Source organism: Neptunicella marina (assembly GCF_014270035.1).
GTDB classification, from domain to species: Bacteria; Pseudomonadota; Gammaproteobacteria; order Enterobacterales; family Alteromonadaceae; genus Neptunicella; species Neptunicella marina.
Window position 1 is genome coordinate 13,851 of the sequence record NZ_JACNEP010000008.1, and the last position, 20,040, is coordinate 33,890.

At 45.1% G+C, this 20,040-nt stretch carries 15 protein-coding genes; 11 read left to right on the top strand and 4 right to left on the bottom strand.

Annotated features, from left to right (window positions below; translation table 11 throughout):
• The first annotated feature begins 72 nt into the window (after positions 1-72).
• The 6 genes from hemC to H8B19_RS11430 all read left to right on the top strand — a co-directional run bounded on the left by hemC (position 73) and on the right by H8B19_RS11430 (position 7,534).
• Positions 73-999: a hydroxymethylbilane synthase gene (gene hemC / locus H8B19_RS11405; protein ID WP_186507017.1), complete on the top strand. Its 927-nt coding sequence runs from the start codon at positions 73-75 to the stop codon at positions 997-999.
• Positions 996-2,912 (top strand): uroporphyrinogen-III C-methyltransferase, encoded by a 1,917-nt coding sequence (locus tag H8B19_RS11410; RefSeq protein ID WP_186507018.1) that lies wholly within the window; start codon positions 996-998, stop codon positions 2,910-2,912. Before hemC ends, H8B19_RS11410 begins: the two co-directional genes overlap by 4 nt.
• On the top strand, positions 2,909-4,069 hold the full coding sequence (locus tag H8B19_RS11415; RefSeq protein WP_186507019.1) for a heme biosynthesis HemY N-terminal domain-containing protein: 1,161 nt from the start codon (positions 2,909-2,911) through the stop codon (positions 4,067-4,069). The genes H8B19_RS11410 and H8B19_RS11415 overlap by 4 nt, the downstream gene beginning before the upstream one ends.
• Positions 4,070-4,179: 110 nt before the next feature.
• Positions 4,180-5,430: a glutamate-5-semialdehyde dehydrogenase gene (locus H8B19_RS11420; protein ID WP_186507020.1), complete on the top strand. Its 1,251-nt coding sequence runs from the start codon at positions 4,180-4,182 to the stop codon at positions 5,428-5,430.
• 88 nt (positions 5,431-5,518) lie between these two features.
• A complete protein-coding gene (locus H8B19_RS11425) occupies positions 5,519-6,418 on the top strand; it encodes a DMT family transporter (protein WP_186507021.1) in 900 nt (299 codons plus the stop codon).
• Between the two features lie 69 nt (positions 6,419-6,487).
• Complete coding sequence (locus tag H8B19_RS11430) at positions 6,488-7,534, top strand: CNNM domain-containing protein (RefSeq protein ID WP_186507022.1); 1,047 nt, start codon at positions 6,488-6,490, stop codon at positions 7,532-7,534.
• 339 nt (positions 7,535-7,873) lie between these two features.
• Here the strand turns inward: H8B19_RS11430 and H8B19_RS11435 are convergent, their stop codons facing one another.
• On the bottom strand, positions 7,874-8,194 hold the full coding sequence (locus H8B19_RS11435; RefSeq protein WP_186507023.1) for an antibiotic biosynthesis monooxygenase family protein: 321 nt from the start codon (positions 8,192-8,194) through the stop codon (positions 7,874-7,876).
• 149 nt (positions 8,195-8,343) lie between these two features.
• Positions 8,344-9,828 carry a ketol-acid reductoisomerase gene (gene ilvC, locus H8B19_RS11440; protein WP_186507024.1) on the bottom strand — a complete coding sequence of 495 codons (1,485 nt, stop codon included), beginning with the start codon at positions 9,826-9,828 and terminating at the stop codon, positions 8,344-8,346.
• Positions 9,829-9,945: 117 nt separating this feature from the next.
• On the opposite strand from ilvC, the gene ilvY reads away from it, so the two are divergent.
• A complete protein-coding gene (gene ilvY / locus H8B19_RS11445; protein ID WP_186507025.1) occupies positions 9,946-10,803 on the top strand; it encodes an HTH-type transcriptional activator IlvY in 858 nt (285 codons plus the stop codon).
• Positions 10,804-10,809: 6 nt separating this feature from the next.
• Here the strand turns inward: ilvY and H8B19_RS11450 are convergent, their stop codons facing one another.
• Positions 10,810-12,321: a YifB family Mg chelatase-like AAA ATPase gene (locus H8B19_RS11450; RefSeq protein WP_186507026.1), complete on the bottom strand. Its 1,512-nt coding sequence runs from the start codon at positions 12,319-12,321 to the stop codon at positions 10,810-10,812.
• 221 nt (positions 12,322-12,542) lie between these two features.
• Between H8B19_RS11450 and H8B19_RS11455 the strand changes: the two genes are divergently transcribed.
• The 3 genes from H8B19_RS11455 to H8B19_RS11460 are packed head-to-tail and all read left to right on the top strand — an operon-like array spanning position 12,543 to position 17,244.
• Positions 12,543-14,849 carry an efflux RND transporter permease subunit gene (locus H8B19_RS11455; protein WP_206683183.1) on the top strand — a complete coding sequence of 769 codons (2,307 nt, stop codon included), beginning with the start codon at positions 12,543-12,545 and terminating at the stop codon, positions 14,847-14,849.
• The gene (locus H8B19_RS18875) at positions 14,842-15,636 is read left to right on the top strand and encodes an outer membrane lipoprotein-sorting protein (RefSeq protein ID WP_206683184.1); all 795 of its coding nucleotides are present in this window, start codon (positions 14,842-14,844) and stop codon (positions 15,634-15,636) included. Before H8B19_RS11455 ends, H8B19_RS18875 begins: the two co-directional genes overlap by 8 nt.
• A gap of 18 nt (positions 15,637-15,654) precedes the next feature.
• Positions 15,655-17,244 (top strand): type IV pilus assembly protein FimV, encoded by a 1,590-nt coding sequence (locus H8B19_RS11460; RefSeq protein ID WP_186507027.1) that lies wholly within the window; start codon positions 15,655-15,657, stop codon positions 17,242-17,244.
• A 21-nt stretch (positions 17,245-17,265) separates the two neighbouring features.
• On the opposite strand, the gene H8B19_RS11465 is transcribed toward H8B19_RS11460, so the two are convergent.
• A complete protein-coding gene (locus H8B19_RS11465) occupies positions 17,266-17,874 on the bottom strand; it encodes a trimeric intracellular cation channel family protein (protein WP_186507028.1) in 609 nt (202 codons plus the stop codon).
• A gap of 317 nt (positions 17,875-18,191) precedes the next feature.
• Between H8B19_RS11465 and ilvD the strand changes: the two genes are divergently transcribed.
• The gene (gene ilvD, locus H8B19_RS11470; protein WP_186507029.1) at positions 18,192-20,036 is read left to right on the top strand and encodes a dihydroxy-acid dehydratase; all 1,845 of its coding nucleotides are present in this window, start codon (positions 18,192-18,194) and stop codon (positions 20,034-20,036) included.
• Positions 20,037-20,040 lie beyond the last annotated feature (4 nt).

Sequence of the window (20,040 nt, forward strand, 5' to 3'; positions counted from 1 at the left end):
TACTGTCCTGACCAGTGGCTTTTCTGTTAAGATTAAGTCACTTATTTGAAATTTTCTGTGACAGGAAACAGCATGACACAGCGTGTGATCCGCATTGCTACCCGCGAAAGTGCACTGGCTTTATGGCAGGCCAATTATGTTAAAGATGCACTGCAACAAGCTCACCCTCAACTGCAGGTTGAGTTGCTTCCTATGACCACCAAAGGTGACCAAATTCTCGATTCACCACTGGCAAAAGTCGGTGGTAAAGGGTTGTTTATTAAAGAACTGGAAGTGGCGATGCAACAAGGCCGTGCGGATATTGCTGTGCATTCAATGAAAGATGTTCCGGTTGAGCTGCCTGACGGTTTTGGTTTACATGCCATATGTGAGCGTGAAGATCCGCGTGATGCCTTTGTTTCCAATAACTACGATTCAATCGATGCTTTGCCACAAGGTGCGGTGGTGGGCACGTCCAGTTTACGCCGCCAGGTGCAACTTAAAAAACACCGTCCAGATCTGACGATCAAAGATTTACGCGGCAACGTGAATACCCGTTTAGGGAAGCTGGACGATGGACAATACGATGCCATTATTCTGGCCTCAGCAGGTTTATTAAGACTTGGGATGCCAACAAGGATTACTTGTTATATTGAGCCTGAATTTTCGTTACCTGCCGTTGGACAAGGTGCCGTCGGCATTGAATGCCGTAATGATGATCAGGAATTAATTGGATTGCTGGCACCTTTGCATCATGTGCCAACTGCAATCTGTGTCAGCGCCGAACGTGCCTTGAATAAACGCCTTGAAGGTGGTTGTCAGGTGCCCATTGGCAGCTTTGCAATACTTGAAGGCAAAAACGTTTTTTTACGTGGTTTGGTCGGTTCGGTTAACGGTGAAAAAATAGTGACAGCCCAGCAAACTGCACACGCAGATCAGGCTGAAGAAATGGGTATCGACGTTGCCGAGCAGTTATTAGCGCAGGGTGCAGATAAATTACTGGCTGAAGCATATCTATGACCCGGTTTTTGCTGTTAAAGCCACAGCCCAAGGTAATTAAAACCCTGGATGTTATGCAACAGGCTGGTTTAACGGTTGTGGCTGAGCCTTTGCAGCAAATTGTTGAAGATAGTAGTCAGTTCAGTGTTTTTGTTCAGCAACTAACATCCTTGCCACAAAAAAGCTGCGTGATTTTTACCAGCACCTTTGCCGCAGAATATGCCATCAAAGCCATGCAGGGGAATATCTGGCCGCAGCAACTAAATTATTTCGCTGTAGGCAGCAGCACAGCTGATTGTTTGCAGAATACGGACATTAAAGTTCGTCTGCCCAAACGTTTTGACAGTGAAGGCCTGTTAGAAATGGCCGAACTGATTGATGTTAGCCAGCGGCAGGTATTGATTGTTAAAGGTCAAAACGGACGTCAAACCTTGCAGCAGGAGCTGACTGAGCGTGGTGCAACGGTGCAGCTGGCAGAGCTGTATAAACGTGAAAATCTTAGCCCCGCGGCAGATGATAAATCGTGGCAAAAACAGCAGATTAATTGCATTATTGCTACTAGTGGTGAACAGGTTGAACAGGCTTTTTCGATCTGGCCGGCGTCATGGTTAACCGCGGTTAGCTGGATATGTATTAGCCAGCGTATTGCAGATATGCTGTCACAGCATGGTGTTAAAAAAATAACCGTCAGTGATAACGCGACGGATGAAGCCGTCATTAAATGTGCTGTAGAATTTGAGGAGCAGCAAATGTCTCAGGATACTGATCAGGACAAGCTGAAAGAATTGGAATCACAGGTTAAACAGAGTCAGGCTGCTGCCTCTGAATCCAAAGTTGCGCCTGAATCAGAGGTTAAACCAGAGCCCGCGCCTAAGATTAATAAGCCTCAGTCCCAATCGATACCTCAAGGCAATAAAGGCACCAGTGCCTGGCTTAAACTACTGGTTTTAATTAATTTCATTGCTGTGATTGCCCTGGCCGCAGGTGCTTACTGGTGGTGGTCACAGCAGCAGGCTCGTCAACAACAACAGCAGGATCAATTCAGCCAACAGCAACGTGAATTAATGCAATCCATTGAGCTGGCGCGTCAGCAAATGTTAAATAAACAAGATGCACAGAATAGTGAATTAACACAGCAGGTTGAGCAATTGGTGCAACAATCTGCCGCCAATACACAGCATCTTAATCAGATGTCGGGACAACGTCCCAGTGACTGGGTGATTGCTGAAGCGGATTATTTAGTCAAAATGGCTGGCCGTAAATTATGGCTGGAACACGATACTGATACAGCTATTGCCATGTTGAAAGCTGCCGATGTACGTTTGGCTGAACTGGACGATCCGAGTTTGTTGCCGGTGCGCGCCAACATAAATGATGATATTCAGACTCTGCAACTGATAAACCCGGTGCCTTTCGACAGTTTAGTCTTAAATTTATCCAGTTTACGCAATCGCGCCGAAGCGTTGCCGGTTGCTATGGTGGCATTGCCAAAAGCCGAGGATGCTGCTCAACAGAGTGAACTAAGTGACTCGGTGGATGACTGGCAGGCGAACCTGAGTCGCAGCTGGGAAAAGTTCAAACAAAACTTTATTACCATTAAACCGCGGGTAGATAAGGTGCAGCCCTTAATGAATGCACAGGAGCAGTGGCTGGTTAAACAACAGTTTAAGCATTATTTACAGCAGGCCGAATGGGCATTGCAGCAGGAAAAAGCTGATTATTTTGTGCAGTCAGTGCAGGCCGCCCTGGTAAATTTACAGCAGTATTTCGATTTTAGTTCTGCCGCTGTGCGTCAGGTGGAACAACAACTATTGGAGCTAAGCAAAACCGATATTCATCGACAGTACCCACAGCAATTAAGTGCTGCGCAGCCCTTGCGCGAACTCACACAACAGCGCCTTTCTGGTGCAATTAAGCAAGAGCAAGCATTATGATCCGCCTGCTGCTGCTTTTTGTGTTGTTAATTGCCGGTTTGGTCGCAGGGCGACTGCTGACCGACCAGCAGGGTTATGTATTAATCGCACTGGATAACTGGACCATAGAAATGAGTGTGGTTACTTTGCTCTCGCTAATTGTCGGTTCCATGGTGTTGTTTTTGGTGGCGGAGTGGCTGTTTAAGAAAGGCTGGAGAGGATTGGGTGGTAGTCTTAATCTGGTTAGTCGCTGGCGTGAACGTCGTCGTCACAGTGCTTACATTAACGGAATGATTGCGTTAAAAGAGCAACATTTGGTGGAAGCCCAAAAATATTTCACGCGCTTAAATAGTCAGTCGTTGCATGGTGTGGATTTATTACATGCAGCAGATGCCACAGCGTTACTGAATCAGACTCAAACGTCCACCGAGTTGTGGGAAAAGGCCTTGCTTGATCCTGCAACAGAGCTCGCAGCAAAATTGCATTTTATTCAGCTACATTTGCAGGAAAAGCGATTCGATAAAGCATTGCAACTGTTGCAACATTTACCCGAGAAATATCGCCAACATCCTACTGTTGCGCAATATTGGTGTGAAGGGCTGGCAGCTAAAGGTAATTGGCACGAGCTTAAAGATCGTCTTAAGGGGTGGAAAAAAATACTGGGAATGGAAAGTTACAGTCAGTGGATGCAGCGCTGCTCCTTTGGCGTATTTGCTGAAATCGCCAGCAAACAAGGCGCCATTCAACTGAAAAATGTATGGCAAGCGCTACCGCGCTCCGATCGTAAAGATCATGCACAGCAAGCCGCTTATGTAAAACAACTTATTGGACAGGGCATGCACAATGACGCTGCCGCTGCACTAGTGGAATTTCAGAATCACCCACAACCACAATTACTGCCCTTGTATAGCCAACTTCGCTGTAAAGCTCCTGCTGCGGTGATCAAACAACTTGAAGGTTGGTTGCGTAAAGATGAAAACAATCTGAAGTTATTAAGCGCTCTGGCCAGTGTGGCGTTTTATAGCGACAATTTTGTTTTGGCAGAAAAAGTTCTGCAAAAACGTCTGGGACTTGAGGCCGATCGTGATGATCTATTGTTGCTAGCCAAAACCAAAGAAATGTCCGGTCAGACGCAACAGGCGATGGAATTATATAAACAGGCATTGAATAATGCTTAATCATCCCCATGCTATGTTGTTAGGTAACAGATTCGATTCATTTTGGTCGATATCGGTTAGTGTGTGATCAGTTTTTAATTGGTCTTTGAGTAACACTTAATGAGGATATTATGACTTTTTCTATGGCAGATAAGGCGCATCAGGCGCAAATCGCCTCCAGACAACTTGCCCGACTTACTTCATCTGAAAAAAATTCAATTTTAAACCGAATTGCTGCTCTCATTCTGCATCATGAAGATGCTATTTTAGCTGCAAACCAACTTGATATTTCCGCGGCACAACAGGCTAATTTAGCGTCCGCCATGGTTGATCGCCTGCGTCTTGATCGTAGTGCGCTGGAAAAAATTGCCCAGGCTGTTAACGAAATTGCCGGTCAGTCTGATCCCGTTGGCAGCATTAGCAAAATTGAACGACGTCCAAGCGGTATTGAAGTTGGCAAGATGCGTATCCCTCTGGGGGTAATTGCTATGATTTATGAGTCACGTCCAAATGTAACCATAGACGCTGCAGCACTTTGTTTAAAAGCCGGTAATGCGGTGATCTTACGTGGTGGTAAAGAAGCGATTAATTCCAATCTGGCTTTAGCTAAGTGCATAGAACAGGCTTTGCAGGAACATAAGATTAATCCGGACGCGGTGGTAGTGGTGCCAGACCCCGATCGCGCTATTATGAACGAACTGATGACCTTAAATCAGTATGTGGATTTAATTATTCCGCGTGGTGGTGAAGGCCTGATCCGCTTTGTGAGTGAAAACAGTCGGGTTCCTGTGATCCAGCATTTTAAAGGTGTATGTCATTTGTATGTGGATGATGCCGCCGATATCAATAAAGCGCTGAACATTTTAGATAATGGTAAAGCGCAACGTGTGAGCGCCTGTAATGCACTGGAAACCATGTTGGTGCATAAAGACATTGCCGCCGAGTTTTTACCTAAAGCAGCTGCACTGTTGAAGCAACGTCAGGTTAAAGTGCACGCCTGTGAACAAAGTCTCGGTTACTTTGAAGGTGCCACCGCCGCCACAGACGAAGACTGGCATGCTGAATATCTGGCATTGGAAATCGCGATTAAAATCGTTGATGATTTTGATGCGGCCATTGCCCACATTGACTTGTATAGTTCAGGTCATACCGAAGTCATTGTGTCGCAGGATTATTCACGTGCGCAGCAATTTATTCGCAGCATTAACTCAGCCGTGGTGATGGCCAATGCGTCGTCGCGTTTTTCTGACGGTGGTGAACTTGGTCTGGGTGCAGAGATTGGTATTTCAACCAGTAAATTACATGCTTACGGCCCGATGGGCGTGGAGTCACTAACGACCGAAAAATTTGTGGTGTTAGGTGATGGAGAAGTTCGCGCATAAAGTTTTAAGGCGCTGAATTTCTGACTAAATTCACAATAATCGCGATACACTAAGGCTCATTCATCTGAGCCTTTTTATTGCCTGCATTATGTCTAACCCTTTGTTGTTTTTTATTTGTGTTGTGATCTGGGGATCAACCTGGATTGCCATTACCTTCCAGTTAGGTGATGTGCCTCCGATTGTGTCGGTGGCGCTGCGTTTTAGTATCGCTGCGCTGGTATTACTGGCGTTTTGTTTAGTCAAAAGATTGCCAATGCGTTTACCGGTCGGCATACATCTGCGCATGGCATTAGTTGGTTTCTGTTTATACACTTTGGATTACACCCTGCTCTATCATGCCGAGCACTATATTATTAGCGCGTTAGTTGCAGTATTGAGCTCGAGCATTATTTACATCAATGTTGTGCTGCGTCGTGCTTTATTAGGCAAACCGATGCGTATGGAAGTAATTCAGGGCGCCTCGGTTGGTTTGCTTGGCGTTATACTTATTTTCTGGCCTGAATTTGCGATGCTGCAGGAAAATGCAGGTCTTTGGCTGGGTATTAGTTTTGCTGCCGCGTCGTTCTTTTTTGCTGCCAGTGGCAATGTGGTATCTGAACAAATTCTCGACCGTGGCACACCTGTGGTGCAAATGAATTTCTGGGCAATGACCTATGGCATTGTTTTTACCTCAAGCTACGCACTTATTATGGATTTGCCGTTTTCTTTACCGTCATCTCATGAATATTGGTGGTCATTAATCTATTTAGCGGTATTTGGCTCTGTGTTTGCCTTTGGTGCCTACATGCGACTGGTACAACAGATCGGTTCTGATAAAGCCGCTTATGTGGTGTTGATGTATCCGGTGGTGTCGCTGATTTTATCGACGTTATACGAAGGGTATGTCTGGCACTGGCAAGCCGGTGTCGGCGTATTGTGTATTTTACTCGGCAATGCAATTGCCATGGGAAAATTAAAACGCAAAACACCTGTTATGGCTGCCGGTTAAATGTTGTACAAAAATGCAAAGTTTGCTGTAGTGGGCTGCCGGATTAAATAAGGATTAATTAAACCAAGCATGTTACTTCTAATCATCTATGTCTTTGTTGCATTGTTTTTTTCGTTTTTGTGCTCTGTTTCTGAGGCTGTCATATTAAGTGTGTCGCAATCTTACATTGCGGTGCTTGAAGGCAAACAAAAGCACAGCGGCATTTTACTGCGAGGTTTGAACAACAATATAAACAAAACCCTGTCAGCGATTTTAACCTTAAACACCATCGCGCATACCGTGGGAGCGGCTGGTGCCGGAGCACAAGCTGCAATCGTGTTTGGGGATGGTTATCTGGGTGTGGCCTCCGCCGTACTGACTTTATTGATTCTGATTTTTTCTGAAGTGATCCCAAAAACCATTGGTGCCAGTTACTGGCGAGCTTTGGCGCCTGCCACTGCTTATTTTGTGCATTATTTATGTATTGCTTTGTACCCAATTGTTTATGTGCTGGAAAAAATGACCAGCAAATTTACCAATCAGGATGAATTAAGTGGTTTAAGCCGTACCGAGCTTAAAGCGCTGGCTGAACTATCCCATCAGCATGGGCAACTGGCATTGCATGAATTAAACATCATGCAGAACCTGATGAGTCTGCATCAAACCAGGGTCAAGTCTGCCATGACACCGCGTACTGTAGTTTTTTCGATTGATGAAAACATGACAGTTGAGTCCTTTTATCATCAGCATTCCAAACAGAGTTTTTCGCGTATTCCGGTGTATGAGCAGGGCGATACCGAGAAAATTTGTGGTTTTGTGCTTAAGTCAGACTTATTAGTGGCGCAGGCGCGTGGCAATGGTGACAAATCAGTGCGCGCATATCTCAAGGAAATGGTAACCGTCAGCAGTAGCATGCCATTATCACGCACCTTGGAACACTTCTTCCCGGGGCGCAATCATATGATTTTAGTGGTAGATGAATACGGTGGATTGGAAGGCATATTAACGATGGAAGATTTACTCGAGACCCTGCTGGGTCTCGAGATAATCGATGAAAAAGACAAGAATGTCAGTATGCAAAAAGTCGCGTTAGCCAAGTGGAAACAGCGATTGCGAAATGTTCAGCAAAGTGACTAGAGCTCAATACGCTCTAATTATTATTATTTTGACCGACTAATGCGGATAAATCGCGTCCCTGCCCGTCAATGCGATACTTCGCCCTTTGTGAACCAAAGGCATATGCAGTATTGCTACAACACATACCTTTGATAGGGAATGAGCTAGCGCGCTCTGATCTGTTCGTTGTTGTAATATTATTATTATTGTTATATCACGATCTTCCCGTTGGCCTTTATAAAGCACCTATCAGGCCAACTTTTAAAAATTAATAAAAACAATAACTTAGTGTTTTTGTGTATGTTGTTTACGCGACTTTTGCACAAAAAGGGTGGAATTGTGCACTGTTATAGTGAATTGCTATAAACGTGCAAACTGGTAATCCCGTTCCACTTTGGCAATGCGCAACTTATAGGCGTTGTACCATTGTTCCTTGCCCATTTTCTGTGCTTGTTGATGTTCGGCGTTGTTTCTCCACGCCTTTATCGAGTCTAAATCTTTCCAATAAGACACCGTAATACTTAAGTCAGCAGAAGCTGATTCGGCACCCAAAAAGCCGGGCTGTTGGTGTGCCAGGTTCCACATGTTGGTTGCCATATCGGAATAACCTTGCTGCTGGTCACTTTTGACTGAGGTAAATATTACGGTGTAATAAGGTGGCTTGGGGGTGTCAGCGAACATTAGGTGTCTTCCATTTTAATGATGGGGGAACAATAGGATATCAGGCGCGATGGTGTTTGACAGACAAAAAAACGCCCGGATAAACCGGGCGACAGGGCGCTTAACTTAAACGCTGTGCACTCTCGCACTTAGGGAGTCGTTTAGCGGGATTAGCTGGCATCCACAATGGCTTTCATGTCAGTCATGTAGCCACGCAGTTCTTCACCAATCCATTCCACATCGTGTTCACGAATGGCACGATTCACATCGACCAGAGTTTTATTGTCCACGCTGTTGGATTTGCTGTTTAATCCTTTACCAATCACATCGGTGCCAATGGTTGGCATAAATTTTTCTGCTAACAGAGGAATCGCTGCGTTAGCAAACAGGTAGTTACCGTATTCTGCGGTATCAGAAATAACCACGTTCATTTCATACAAACGCTTGCGCGCAATCGTATTGGAAATTAGCGGGGTTTCATGCAAAGACTCGTAATAAGCTGACTCAGGCAAAATACCGGCCTCAACCATGACATCAAACGCAAGTTCAACACCACATTTGATCATGGCAACCAGCAAAATGCCGTTATCGAAAAACTCCTGTTCTTCAATGGTGCCTGAATATTCAGGGGCATTTTCAAAAGCCGTCTGGCCTGTTTCTTCACGCCATTTTAATAAGTTAGCGTCACCGTTGGCCCAGTCTTCCATCATGGTGCGTGAGAACTCTCCGCTGATGATGTCATCCTGGTGCTTTTCGAATAAGGGACGTAACAAACCTGTTAGCTGTTCTGATAACTCAAAGGCTTTAACCTTGGCCGGGTTAGACAAGCGGTCCATCATATTGGTTACACCGCCAATTTTCAGGGCTTCAGTAATGGTTTGTAAACCATACTGGATCAGTGCGCCTGCATAGGCAGCATCGATACCGTCAGCCACCATTTTTTCATAACACAACACGGCGGCGGTTTGTTGCATACCACATAAAATGGTTTGCTCACCCATTAAGTCTGATTTAACTTCAGCAACAAAAGAAGATTCCAGTACGCCGGCTTTATCACCACCGGTTGCACTAGCCAGTGCCTTGGCAATTTCTAAGCCTTCGCCCTGAGGATCGTTTTCGGGATGAACAGCGATTAGGGTAGGTACACCAAAACCACGTTTGTATTCTTCGCGTACTTCGGTACCCGGGCACTTAGGCGCGCACATTACGACTGTAATGTCGCTGCGAATCTGCTGGCCTTCTTCGACGATATTAAAACCGTGCGAATAACCCAGTGTTGAGCCTTTTTTCATTAAAGGCATAACGGCTTCAACCACAGAAGCATGTTGTTTATCCGGCGTCAGGTTATACACCAGATCGGCGGTTGGAATTAAATCCTGATAGGTGCCTACTGTAAAACCATTATCAGTGGCGCGTTGATAAGAATCTCGTTTTTCATCAATGGCTGCCTGACGCAGCGCGTAAGATACATCCAGACCTGAATCACGCATATTCAGACCCTGATTAAGTCCCTGGGCACCGCAACCAACGATCACGACTTTTTTGCCTTTCAGGAACTCACAACCCTGCGAAAATTCATCGCGTTGCATAAAACGACAGCGTCCCAGTTGATCCAACTGTTGACGCAAAGACAGGGTATTAAAATAATTTGCCATACAAAACCTTAAAACAATCTGGTTATTAATCCGTCATTGAGCATACGGGATTGGCTTTGTTGTATAAAATGATATATTTGCAAAATAGTATTTCATATTTTGCAATATAGAGTTGGCATGGATTTCAGAAGTCTGCAGTTATTTCACCATTTAAGTACCAGCTTGCATTTTGGTAAGACGGCCGATGCTTTGTACGTTAGTCCTTCAACACTGAGTCGGGTGATTCAACGTTTAGAGCAGGAGTGTGGCAGTGAACTATTTGTGCGTGATAATCGTTCAGTTAAGCTGACAGCTGCGGGCGAACAATTACGGGATTTTGCCGACGATACCCTGCGTCAGTGGTCTCAATTAAAGTCTCAGTTGAATGACAAAAATCAGCAGTTACGTGGTGAAGTAAAATTATTCTGCTCGGTGACAGCCAGTTACAGCCACCTGCCTAAATTACTGGATAATTTCAGCCATTTGCATCCTCAGGTAGAGATTCAGCTGACCACCGGTGATCCGGATATGGCGGTGCAAAAGTTACTCAATCGCGAAGTCGATGTCGCTATTGCTGTGGTAACCCCCGATTTTCCTGCGGAACTGCACCATCGCCATCTGGATAATCGCCCTTTGGTAATGATCACGCCAGCCAGCAGTAAAGTGACTAAACTCGAGCAAGTCAACTGGCGTGAAATGCAGATGGTCTTGCCAGAATCCGGACCGTCTAAACGTATTGTGCATCACTGGCTGGCTGAGCATGGCATCCGTCCAAGAGTTTATGGTCACGTTGCCGGGCATGAAGCGATAGTGAGTATGGTGGCCTTAGGCTGTGGACTTGGCATAGTGCCTAAAGTGGTTGTGGATAATTCGGTGGCGCGCGATAAGGTGAATTGCATCGTGTTGCACGATATTGAATCGTTCAAACTGGGCATTTGCTGTCTAAGCGAAAAAGCGGGCGACCCTTTGGTTGAGTCGCTAATGGCTGCGTACTAAACGGAATTATTTACCCAATTGTGCAAGCAGCCGATCGAAACTACGATAGCTCAGCGCCTGCGCCAAATGTTCATGGCGAATATTGTCGCAACCGGCTAAATCGGCAACGGTGCGTGCGACTTTAATAATGCGATGATAGCTGCGAATCGATAAACCAAGCTTTTCTACTGCAGTTTCCAGAAATTGCTGGTCTTCGGCCAGCAGCGGGCAAAAGCGGTCGATTTCTTTATTAGATAAATGGGCGTTGGCTTTGCCGCATCGTGCCATTTGCATTTCACGGGCTTTGATTACCCGTGCTCTGACTACCTTGCTACTTTCGCCTCTGTCTTTTACCTGCTGACCAAAGCTGCCGCTGGGCAATTGCGGTACATCGATTTGCAAGTCGATACGATCTAAAAAAGGACCTGAAATACGATTTAAATAACGTAAGATTTGATCACCTGTACTGCGACCGTCATCAATCGCACCGGTTGGACTGGGGTTCATGGCAGCGATTAACTGAAATTGTGCCGGGAACAAGGCTTGTCTGGCTGCGCGTGAAATGGAAACAGAACCGGATTCCATCGGTTCACGCAATACATCCAGCACTTTGCGGTCGAATTCTGGCAGTTCATCTAAAAATAATACGCCATTGTGTGCCAGCGAAATTTCACCGGGACGTGGAATACTACCTCCTCCCACTAATGCTACGGCTGAACTGGTATGGTGTGGGCTGCGAAAAGGCCGGATACGCCACAATTCTGGATCAATGGCTTTGCCACAAACAGAATGAATTGCGGCAGATTGCAGCGATTCATCATCTGTCATTGGTGGCAAAATGCTAATCAGGCGATTGGCTAACATAGTTTTGCCGGTGCCCGGAGGCCCTGTCATTAACATGTTGTGTTGACCGGCCGCGGCAATTTCTAACGCGCGTTTGGCGGCGGTTTGTCCGACAACGTCCTGCAAATCAATTGGATAGCGGATATCATGATTAAGTGTTGTGACCGGGACAAAAGGTAACGAGTTTTGTCCGGATAAATGATGAAACACATCGGTTAATGCGTGAGCGCCAAAAGATTCACTATCCTGTACTAAACTGGCTTCGCTCATATTTTGTGAGGGCACTATGGCGCTACGGTTGTTTTTACTGCAGGCATAAACAAAGGGTAATACGCCAGTGATGGGGCGAACGTCACCATTTAAGCCAAGTTCGCCAATTAATTCATAGTGTTCTAATTTCTCAGCAGGTAATAACCCACTGGCGGTGATAATGCCAATGGCTATGGCTAAATCGAAACGGCCGCCTTCTTTAGGCAAATCTGCCGGTGCCAGATTAACTGTGATGCGTTTGGCGGGGAATTCAAATTGCGAATTGATCAGTGCACTGCGCACTCTGTCACGGGATTCACGTACAGAGGCTTCGGGCAATCCAACGATATTAAACGCGGGCAAGCCATTGGCCAAATGCACTTCAACAGTTATTAATGGAGCATCTACTCCAACAGATGCACGACTGTGTACTCTGGCTAACGACATCTGCTCTCCCTATAACAGTCTGTTTAGCTTGATATTTTTTTGTGTCCACTAATAAAACTAGTCGCATTGGCTGATTATTCAAATAATGTGTTAATCCCATCATGTACCTTGGAAATTAATTGATTTTTCAGCGATATACCTGGAAGTAAGCAGTGATACCTTTTGCTCATGTTTTTCGTATACACTGTGTAAGTTAAATTTTTTCTCAGGGATGTTCGGAGATGCAAAAACTGTTGCAACAAGCTGTAACCCGTTATACATGGAGTGTGCTTTTACTCTCTTTGTGTCTGATTGCTCTTTGTGGCTTTGGCGCTTCCAAGCTTTATTTTCGTGGTGACTACAAAATTTTCTTTGGTCACTCTAATCCGCAGTTGCTGGCTTTCGAGTCCATGCAAAAGACCTTCAACAAAAACGACAACATTGGCATCGTGGTAGCACCGGAGGATGGGGATGTATTTACCGCTGAAAACTTAACTCTGTTGTGGAATTTAACCGAAGATGCCTGGCAAATCCCCTACTCCAGCAGAGTGGATTCAATTACCAATTTTCAGCATACCCAGGCGGAACAAGATGATTTGTTGGTTGAGCCTCTGGTATTAGAACCAGAAGAGCTTGATGCAGAGAAGCTTCAGCATGTGAAACAGGTCGCATTAAATGAACCGGTTTTATTAAAAAAACTGATCTCAGAGGCAGGTGATGTAGCCATGGTAAATATTACCGTGCAGTTGCCAGATAAGGTTGATCAAACGGCTGAAGTTCAGGAAATCGTCAGTTTTACACGTGATCTGGTTAAAAAGTATCAAAATCAATATCCAACTGCACAGTTCCGCCTTATTGGTGTGGTGATGATGAATAATGGTTTTTATGAGGAGTCACAAAAAGATGCCAGCAGCCTGATCCCCGGAATGTTTGTTGCCATTATCCTAATGCTGGCACTGCTTTTGCGCTCGGTTACCGCAACCCTGTGTACCTTATTGATTATTATTGTGAGTAACGTCACTACGCTGGGTATTGCTGGTTGGGCGGGTTATTACCTTTCAACGGCAACGGTAAATGTGCCTATTATTGTGATGACATTAGCGGTAGCTGATTGTGTGCATATTGCCTCTTCGATGCTGTTTGATATGCAACAGGGCAGTACTAAAGCAGATGCAATCAAACACAGTTTACGACTGAACATGAAGCCGGTATTTATTACCAGTATCACCACGGCGATTGGCTTTTTAACCTTTAATTTCTCTGACGTACCACCATTGCAGGATTTAGGAAATCTGGTTGCTCTTGGTGTTGTGTTTGCGTGGATATTCTCAATTACGCTATTTCCAGCATTATTGATGATGTTGCCGATCAAGGTAAAACCGCAATCAAATCAAAAAAACGGAGCAATGGAAAAATTTGCCGAATGGGTAATCAAACAGCAAAAAACACTGTTAATTGTGATGGGGATTGTGATTATTGGCGGAACTGCGCTGACACCGCTTAACTCTGTTAATGACATTCCATTGGAGTATTTTGATACTTCACTAAAGTTTCGGCAGGACAATGATTTTATGCAAGCTCGACTGTCTGGAATGACATTAATTGATTTGGAACTTGATAGTGAAAGAGCCAGTGGCGTAAACAGCCCTCAATTTCTGGAAATGGCAGAGGACTTTTCTAACTGGGTTAGATCACAATCTGAATTAGACCATCTAGCCACACTTACCGATATTTTTAAGCGTCTAAACAAAAATATGCATGGTGATGATGATTCCTGGTATCGCCTGCCTGAGCAACAGGATTTAGCTGCTCAGTATTTACTGATGTATGAAATGTCACTACCTTATGGATTGGATCTCAATAATCAATTGAATATTGATAAATCAGCTATGCGTATGACTCTGACGTTGAAAAATCTGGGGAGCCATGAACTAACGGGCTTTGAACAGAAAATTCGTGATTGGTTTACTACACACTATCCTGAACAAAAAATTGAGATGTCTAGTGTGGCTTTGATGTTTGCACATATTGGTGAGCGTAATATGGCCAGTATGTTGTTAGGAACCAGTGTTGCTGCGATTCTCATTTCTGTTTTACTGATCTTTGCTTTAAAAGATTTACGTCTGGGGTTAATCAGCCTGATCCCTAATTTGGCACCAGCCGGTATTGGTTTTGGTTTATGGGCTTTGTATAACGGCAATATTAATTTGGGTTTGTCAGTGGTGACATCCATGTGCCTGGGCATAGTGGTTGATGATACAGTACATTTTTTAAGTAAATATCAGTATTCGCGGCGTCAGGGCAATAATGCCGAAGATGCAATCCGTTATGCATTCTCGTCTGTTGGCAGAGCGCTGTGGATCACGACGCTGGTATTGTTTGTTGGGTTTATGGTGCTAACGCTGTCAGCATTTACACTCAATAGTTATCTGGGATTACTGACCGCAGTGATTATTTTACTGGCGTTGGTTGTAGACTTTTTGTTCTTACCAGCCTTTTTATTATTGCTGGATAAACGGGTTTATCAGGAAGGAAATTCACATGCTTAATCTAAAACGAATTACAGCCTCACTATTGTTAGTGGCCGCGTTGGTAATATCGCCATTGTCGCTGGCTGATGATGCTGCCAAAGGACTGGAAATTGCAAAAGAACGTAAGGCGCGTGATGCCGGTTGGGGCAGCAGTGAATCTGATACGCTGATGGTATTGCGTGACGCACAAGGTAATGAAAGTGTCAGGGCCATTCGTGCTAAAGCGTTGGAAGTAAAAGGTGATGGTGATAAAAGCCTGACTGTTTTTGACCAGCCAGCGGATGTAAAAGGTACTGCGTTTTTATCCTTTTCACATATTGAAGATGCCGATGAGCAATGGTTGTATTTACCAGCGATCAAGCGGGTAAAACGTATTTCGTCTAACAATAAATCAGGCCCCTTTATGAGCAGTGAGTTTGCTTATGAGGATATGAGTTCTTTTGAACTGGCTAAATACAAATTTAACTATCTGCGTGATGAAAAGCTTAACGGCCTGGATTGTTTTGTGGTGGAAGCCACACCCACAGACCGTTTTTCCGGTTATACCAAAATTATTAGCTGGATTGATAAACAGCATTACCGCGTCATGAAAAACGAATTTTACGACCGTAAAAAGGCGTTACTTAAGACCATGACTATGTCCGATTACCAGCTGTATCTGGATAAATACTGGCGCCCTAAAAGACTGGATGTGATTAATCATCAGACAGGTAAAAGTACCAGTTTAATCGTGAAACAAATCAATTTTAATGTGGATTTAGATGATAACGATTTTAATAAAAACAGTTTAAAACGCGTGCGTTAATGATCAGGACTCTGCAGTATGGGTTTTAAGTTATCTGCATTATCACTTGCTTTGGTGGGTTGTCTTACCGCGCAACCTGCGCAGGCTCAAACTAACAGTACCGGCATTAAAGTTGAGCCCGGACTCACTTTGTGGCGCATTGCCTATACTTATCCGCAAAGGGGAAATTTGAGCGTTGATAAGATGATGGAACTTATATTTTTTGCTAATCCGCAGGCGTTTAGCAGTGACGATTACACCAGTTTGCGTGCCGGTTCTGTTTTAGTGATGCCGCAAACTGAATCTCAGCAAAGCGTTGCAAGTACGCAAAATAAGGTTTTAGAGCCTGAGCAGGAGCAAAATCCTGAAACCCCACAAACATCGGTAACAGCTGCACCGAAAGCCCAGCCTCCTAAGAATGTCACGCCGGTGAGCAGTGTCAGTGATACAACTGATTATTCAAATTATGTTTTTCCTGAAGAGTCAAAACAAAGTGCCTTGCAAACAGATGGAAAACTTGCGCTGGAAACACGTTATTTCCCTCAGGATGCGGCTTACACTGGTCAATCTCAGACGCAATTTTCTGGCAGTGCTTTACTTGAGTTTTATCTGCCATGGAATGATGAATACGATGGCATTAGTTTTAGTCCTTATTATCGTTACGACAGCGAAGATGAAGAGCGCACCCACGCCGATATTCGTGAATTAAAGTATTTCCATGTAGGCGATAGCTGGGAAGTACATGTGGGCATCGATAAAGTATTTTGGGGAGTAACTGAAACATTACACCTGGTTGATATTGTTAATCAGACCGATTTTGTTGAAGCACCGGATGGCGAAGACAAACTAGGCCAGCCTATGGTGCATCTTTCAACCCTGCATGACTGGGGCACCCTAGACTTTTTTGTTTTACCTTACTTCCGTGAACGGACTTATCCTGGCTGGGAGGGGCGTTTACGTGGGCCTTTAGCGGTAGATCCCGACAAGGTTATTTATGAGTCCGCTCAGGAGCAAAAACATGTGGATTATGCGATGCGCTGGTCGCATAGCTGGAATAACTGGGAAACGGCACTTTCAGCGTTTAAAGGTACTTCACGGGAGCCGCAACTGATTAATTCGCAAAATGCTGATGGCCAGTTGCAGGCTTTAGCCTTTTACCCGCAAATTACTCAGGTTGGTATTGAGTCGCTGTATATAGTGAACAGCTGGATTTGGAAGCTGGAAGCCATTCGTCGCCAAGGTAATTTAATTGAAGATTACACTGCCAGTGATATTGGGTTTGAATACACCTTTTATGGGGTAAATGATTCAGTGATCGATGTGGGGCTGTTAATGGAACATCAGTATGACAGCCGGGGTGCAGGTATCAGCATGTCGCAAAACGATTTGTTTATCGGTACCCGCATTGCGTTTAACGATGTGGATGGCAGCGAAATTCTCGCTGGATTTGCACAGGATTTAGATTACAGCGATAGCCGAAGTATGTTGCTGGAAGCCAAAACCCGTTTATCTCCTGCGTGGACCGCTAATCTGGATATCTGGTTATTTGATGGTAAATCCCCTGAGGAAATGAGTTACTGGATACGCCAGGATGATTTTGTGCAGTTAAGTGTCGAGTATCACTTCTAATATCTGTGCCCGGTTACTTTTTTAGGTCTTAAATACCGTCAGATGCCAGTGCCAGCGAATTGCCATTAAGCGCAGTATCAAGGTAGTGGCGCCGCCAAGTAACATGCAAAACACCGCATCTAAACCCAACGACCATAATAAACAACATAAACTGCCACCGATTATGCAGGTGGTGGCATAAAGCTCGCCTTTTAGTACAAGCGGGATCTCCCGGCACATCACATCACGGATAAGCCCACCAAATACGCCCGTCATGGTGCCCATTACCACCGCTGCCAACATAGGCACACCCAGACTTAGCGCTTTTTGCACTCCCATAATATTAAAAAATGCCAAACCAATGGCATCGGCAATCAGTAAAAAACGTAAGGGAAAATAATGTTTGTGGCGCAGCCACAATATACAGAAAAAAGCCGCAATTAAGATGGCATACAAATAGCTGTTATCCTGTACCCAGAAAACCGGTACATCGAGGATCAGGTCGCGAACCGTGCCACCACCAATCGCAGTAACGGATGCCAGCACAATCACACCAAATCCATCCATATGTTTTTTGTGTGCCATCAGGGTGCCGGAAATCGCAAAAACGATCACGCCGAGTATGTCAAACCAGTGCAATAAATCCTTCATTTCGGTTGCCTACTTATAGCCAGCGATACTGCTTTATAACAATTTTGTAGAGGAATTGCTTGATTTGATTCAGTTTTGCATGGTAACTGTATAGATAGTGTCACATGGAGCAAACATGCCGCGATTATTTAACCTGATTACTCTTCTGATTATTAACCTGGTGGTGATTATTCCCATTGGGGATTTGGAGTGAGCGGCAAAAAGTAAAACACCCAAACCCCCGACCAGCATCGGGGGTTTTTTGTATTAAATTAAGCAGTTTAGTGCCGCGAGACAGCGACACTTCTATCAATGATTGAAATAAACAGGAAACCATCATGCCAAAATTACGTTCAGCAACATCCACTCAGGGTCGCAATATGGCCGGTGCCCGTGCACTATGGCGTGCCACCGGAATGAAAGACGGAGATTTTGGTAAACCCATTATTGCAATTGCCAACTCATTCACTCAGTTTGTACCCGGACATGTGCATCTAAAAGATATGGGGCAACTGGTGGCGCGCTCGGTCGAAGCTGCCGGAGGCGTTGCCAAAGAATTTAATACGATTGCGGTAGATGACGGTATTGCCATGGGGCACAGTGGCATGTTGTACAGCTTGCCATCACGTGAATTAATTGCTGATGCCGTAGAGTATATGGCCAATGCCCATTGTGCCGATGCGCTGGTGTGTATTTCAAACTGCGACAAAATTACTCCGGGCATGTTGATGGCGGCACTGCGTTTAAATATTCCTGTGGTATTTGTTTCCGGTGGGCCGATGGAAGCGGGTAAAACCAAACTGTCTGATCAAATCATCAAGCTGGATTTGGTGGATGCTATGGTGGCAGCGGCTGATGACAAAGTTACCGATGAACAAACCGATCAAATTGAACGCTCTGCCTGCCCTACCTGTGGTTCCTGTTCAGGCATGTTTACTGCCAATTCCATGAACTGTTTAACTGAAGCGCTGGGGTTATCTTTACCGGGTAACGGCTCTCTGCTGGCAACTCATGCTGATCGTGAAAACCTGTTTAAACGTGCGGGTAGTCTGGTGGTTGAGCTTTGTGAACGTTATTACCGGAATGATGATGAATCTGCTCTGCCGCGTAATATCGCTAATTTCACTGCTTTCCAGAATGCCATGAGTCTGGATATCGCCATGGGTGGTTCAACTAATACTATTTTGCATTTACTGGCTGCTGCGCAGGAAGCGGAAGTCGACTTTACTATGAAAGATATCGATGAACTTTCGCGTAAAGTGCCGCATTTATGCAAAGTTGCCCCTTCAACCCAGAAATACCATATGGAAGACGTGCATCGCGCAGGCGGTGTGCTGGGTATTCTGGCTGAACTGAATCGTGCCGGATTATTGCAGGACAGTGCCGGTCATATTTTGGGTGGCAGCATTGGTCAGGTCATTCGCCAGTGGGATGTGATGGAAGCTGATAACGACGATGCGCGCTATTTTTACCGTGCCGGTCCGGCAGGTATTCGCACGACTCAGGCCTTTAGTCAGGACTGCCGTTATCCCGATGCGGATACTGATCGTGAACAAGGTTGTATTCGTAGCTTAGAAAACGCATTCAGTCAGGAAGGTGGTCTGGCGGTATTATCCGGTAATCTGGCTGAAAAGGGCTGTATCGTAAAAACTGCTGGTGTGGATGAATCGATTTTAACTTTTAGTGGCCCTGCGCGAATTTTTGAAAGTCAGGATGAGGCGGTCGCTGCGATTTTAAATGACAAAATTGTCGCTGGTGATGTGGTGGTGATCCGCTATGAAGGGCCAAAAGGTGGTCCGGGTATGCAGGAAATGCTGTACCCAACGTCCTATTTAAAATCCAAAGGTCTGGGCAAATCCTGTGCCCTGATCACCGATGGGCGTTTTTCTGGTGGCACATCGGGTTTATCTATTGGGCACGTTTCGCCAGAGGCCGCCAGCGGTGGTGCAATTGCACTGGTGCAGGAAGGTGACACTATCAATATTGATATCCCCAAACGCACAATTGAGATTGCAATTTCCGATGAGGAAATGGGAGCACGTCGTCAGCAAATGGATAACAATCCTAAAGGCTGGAAACCCGTTAGCCGCCAACGTGAAGTTTCCTTGGCGTTAAAAGCCTATGCCATGCTTGCTACCAGTGCCGATCAGGGCGCGGTTCGTGATAAAAGTCTGTTTGAATAAGGAT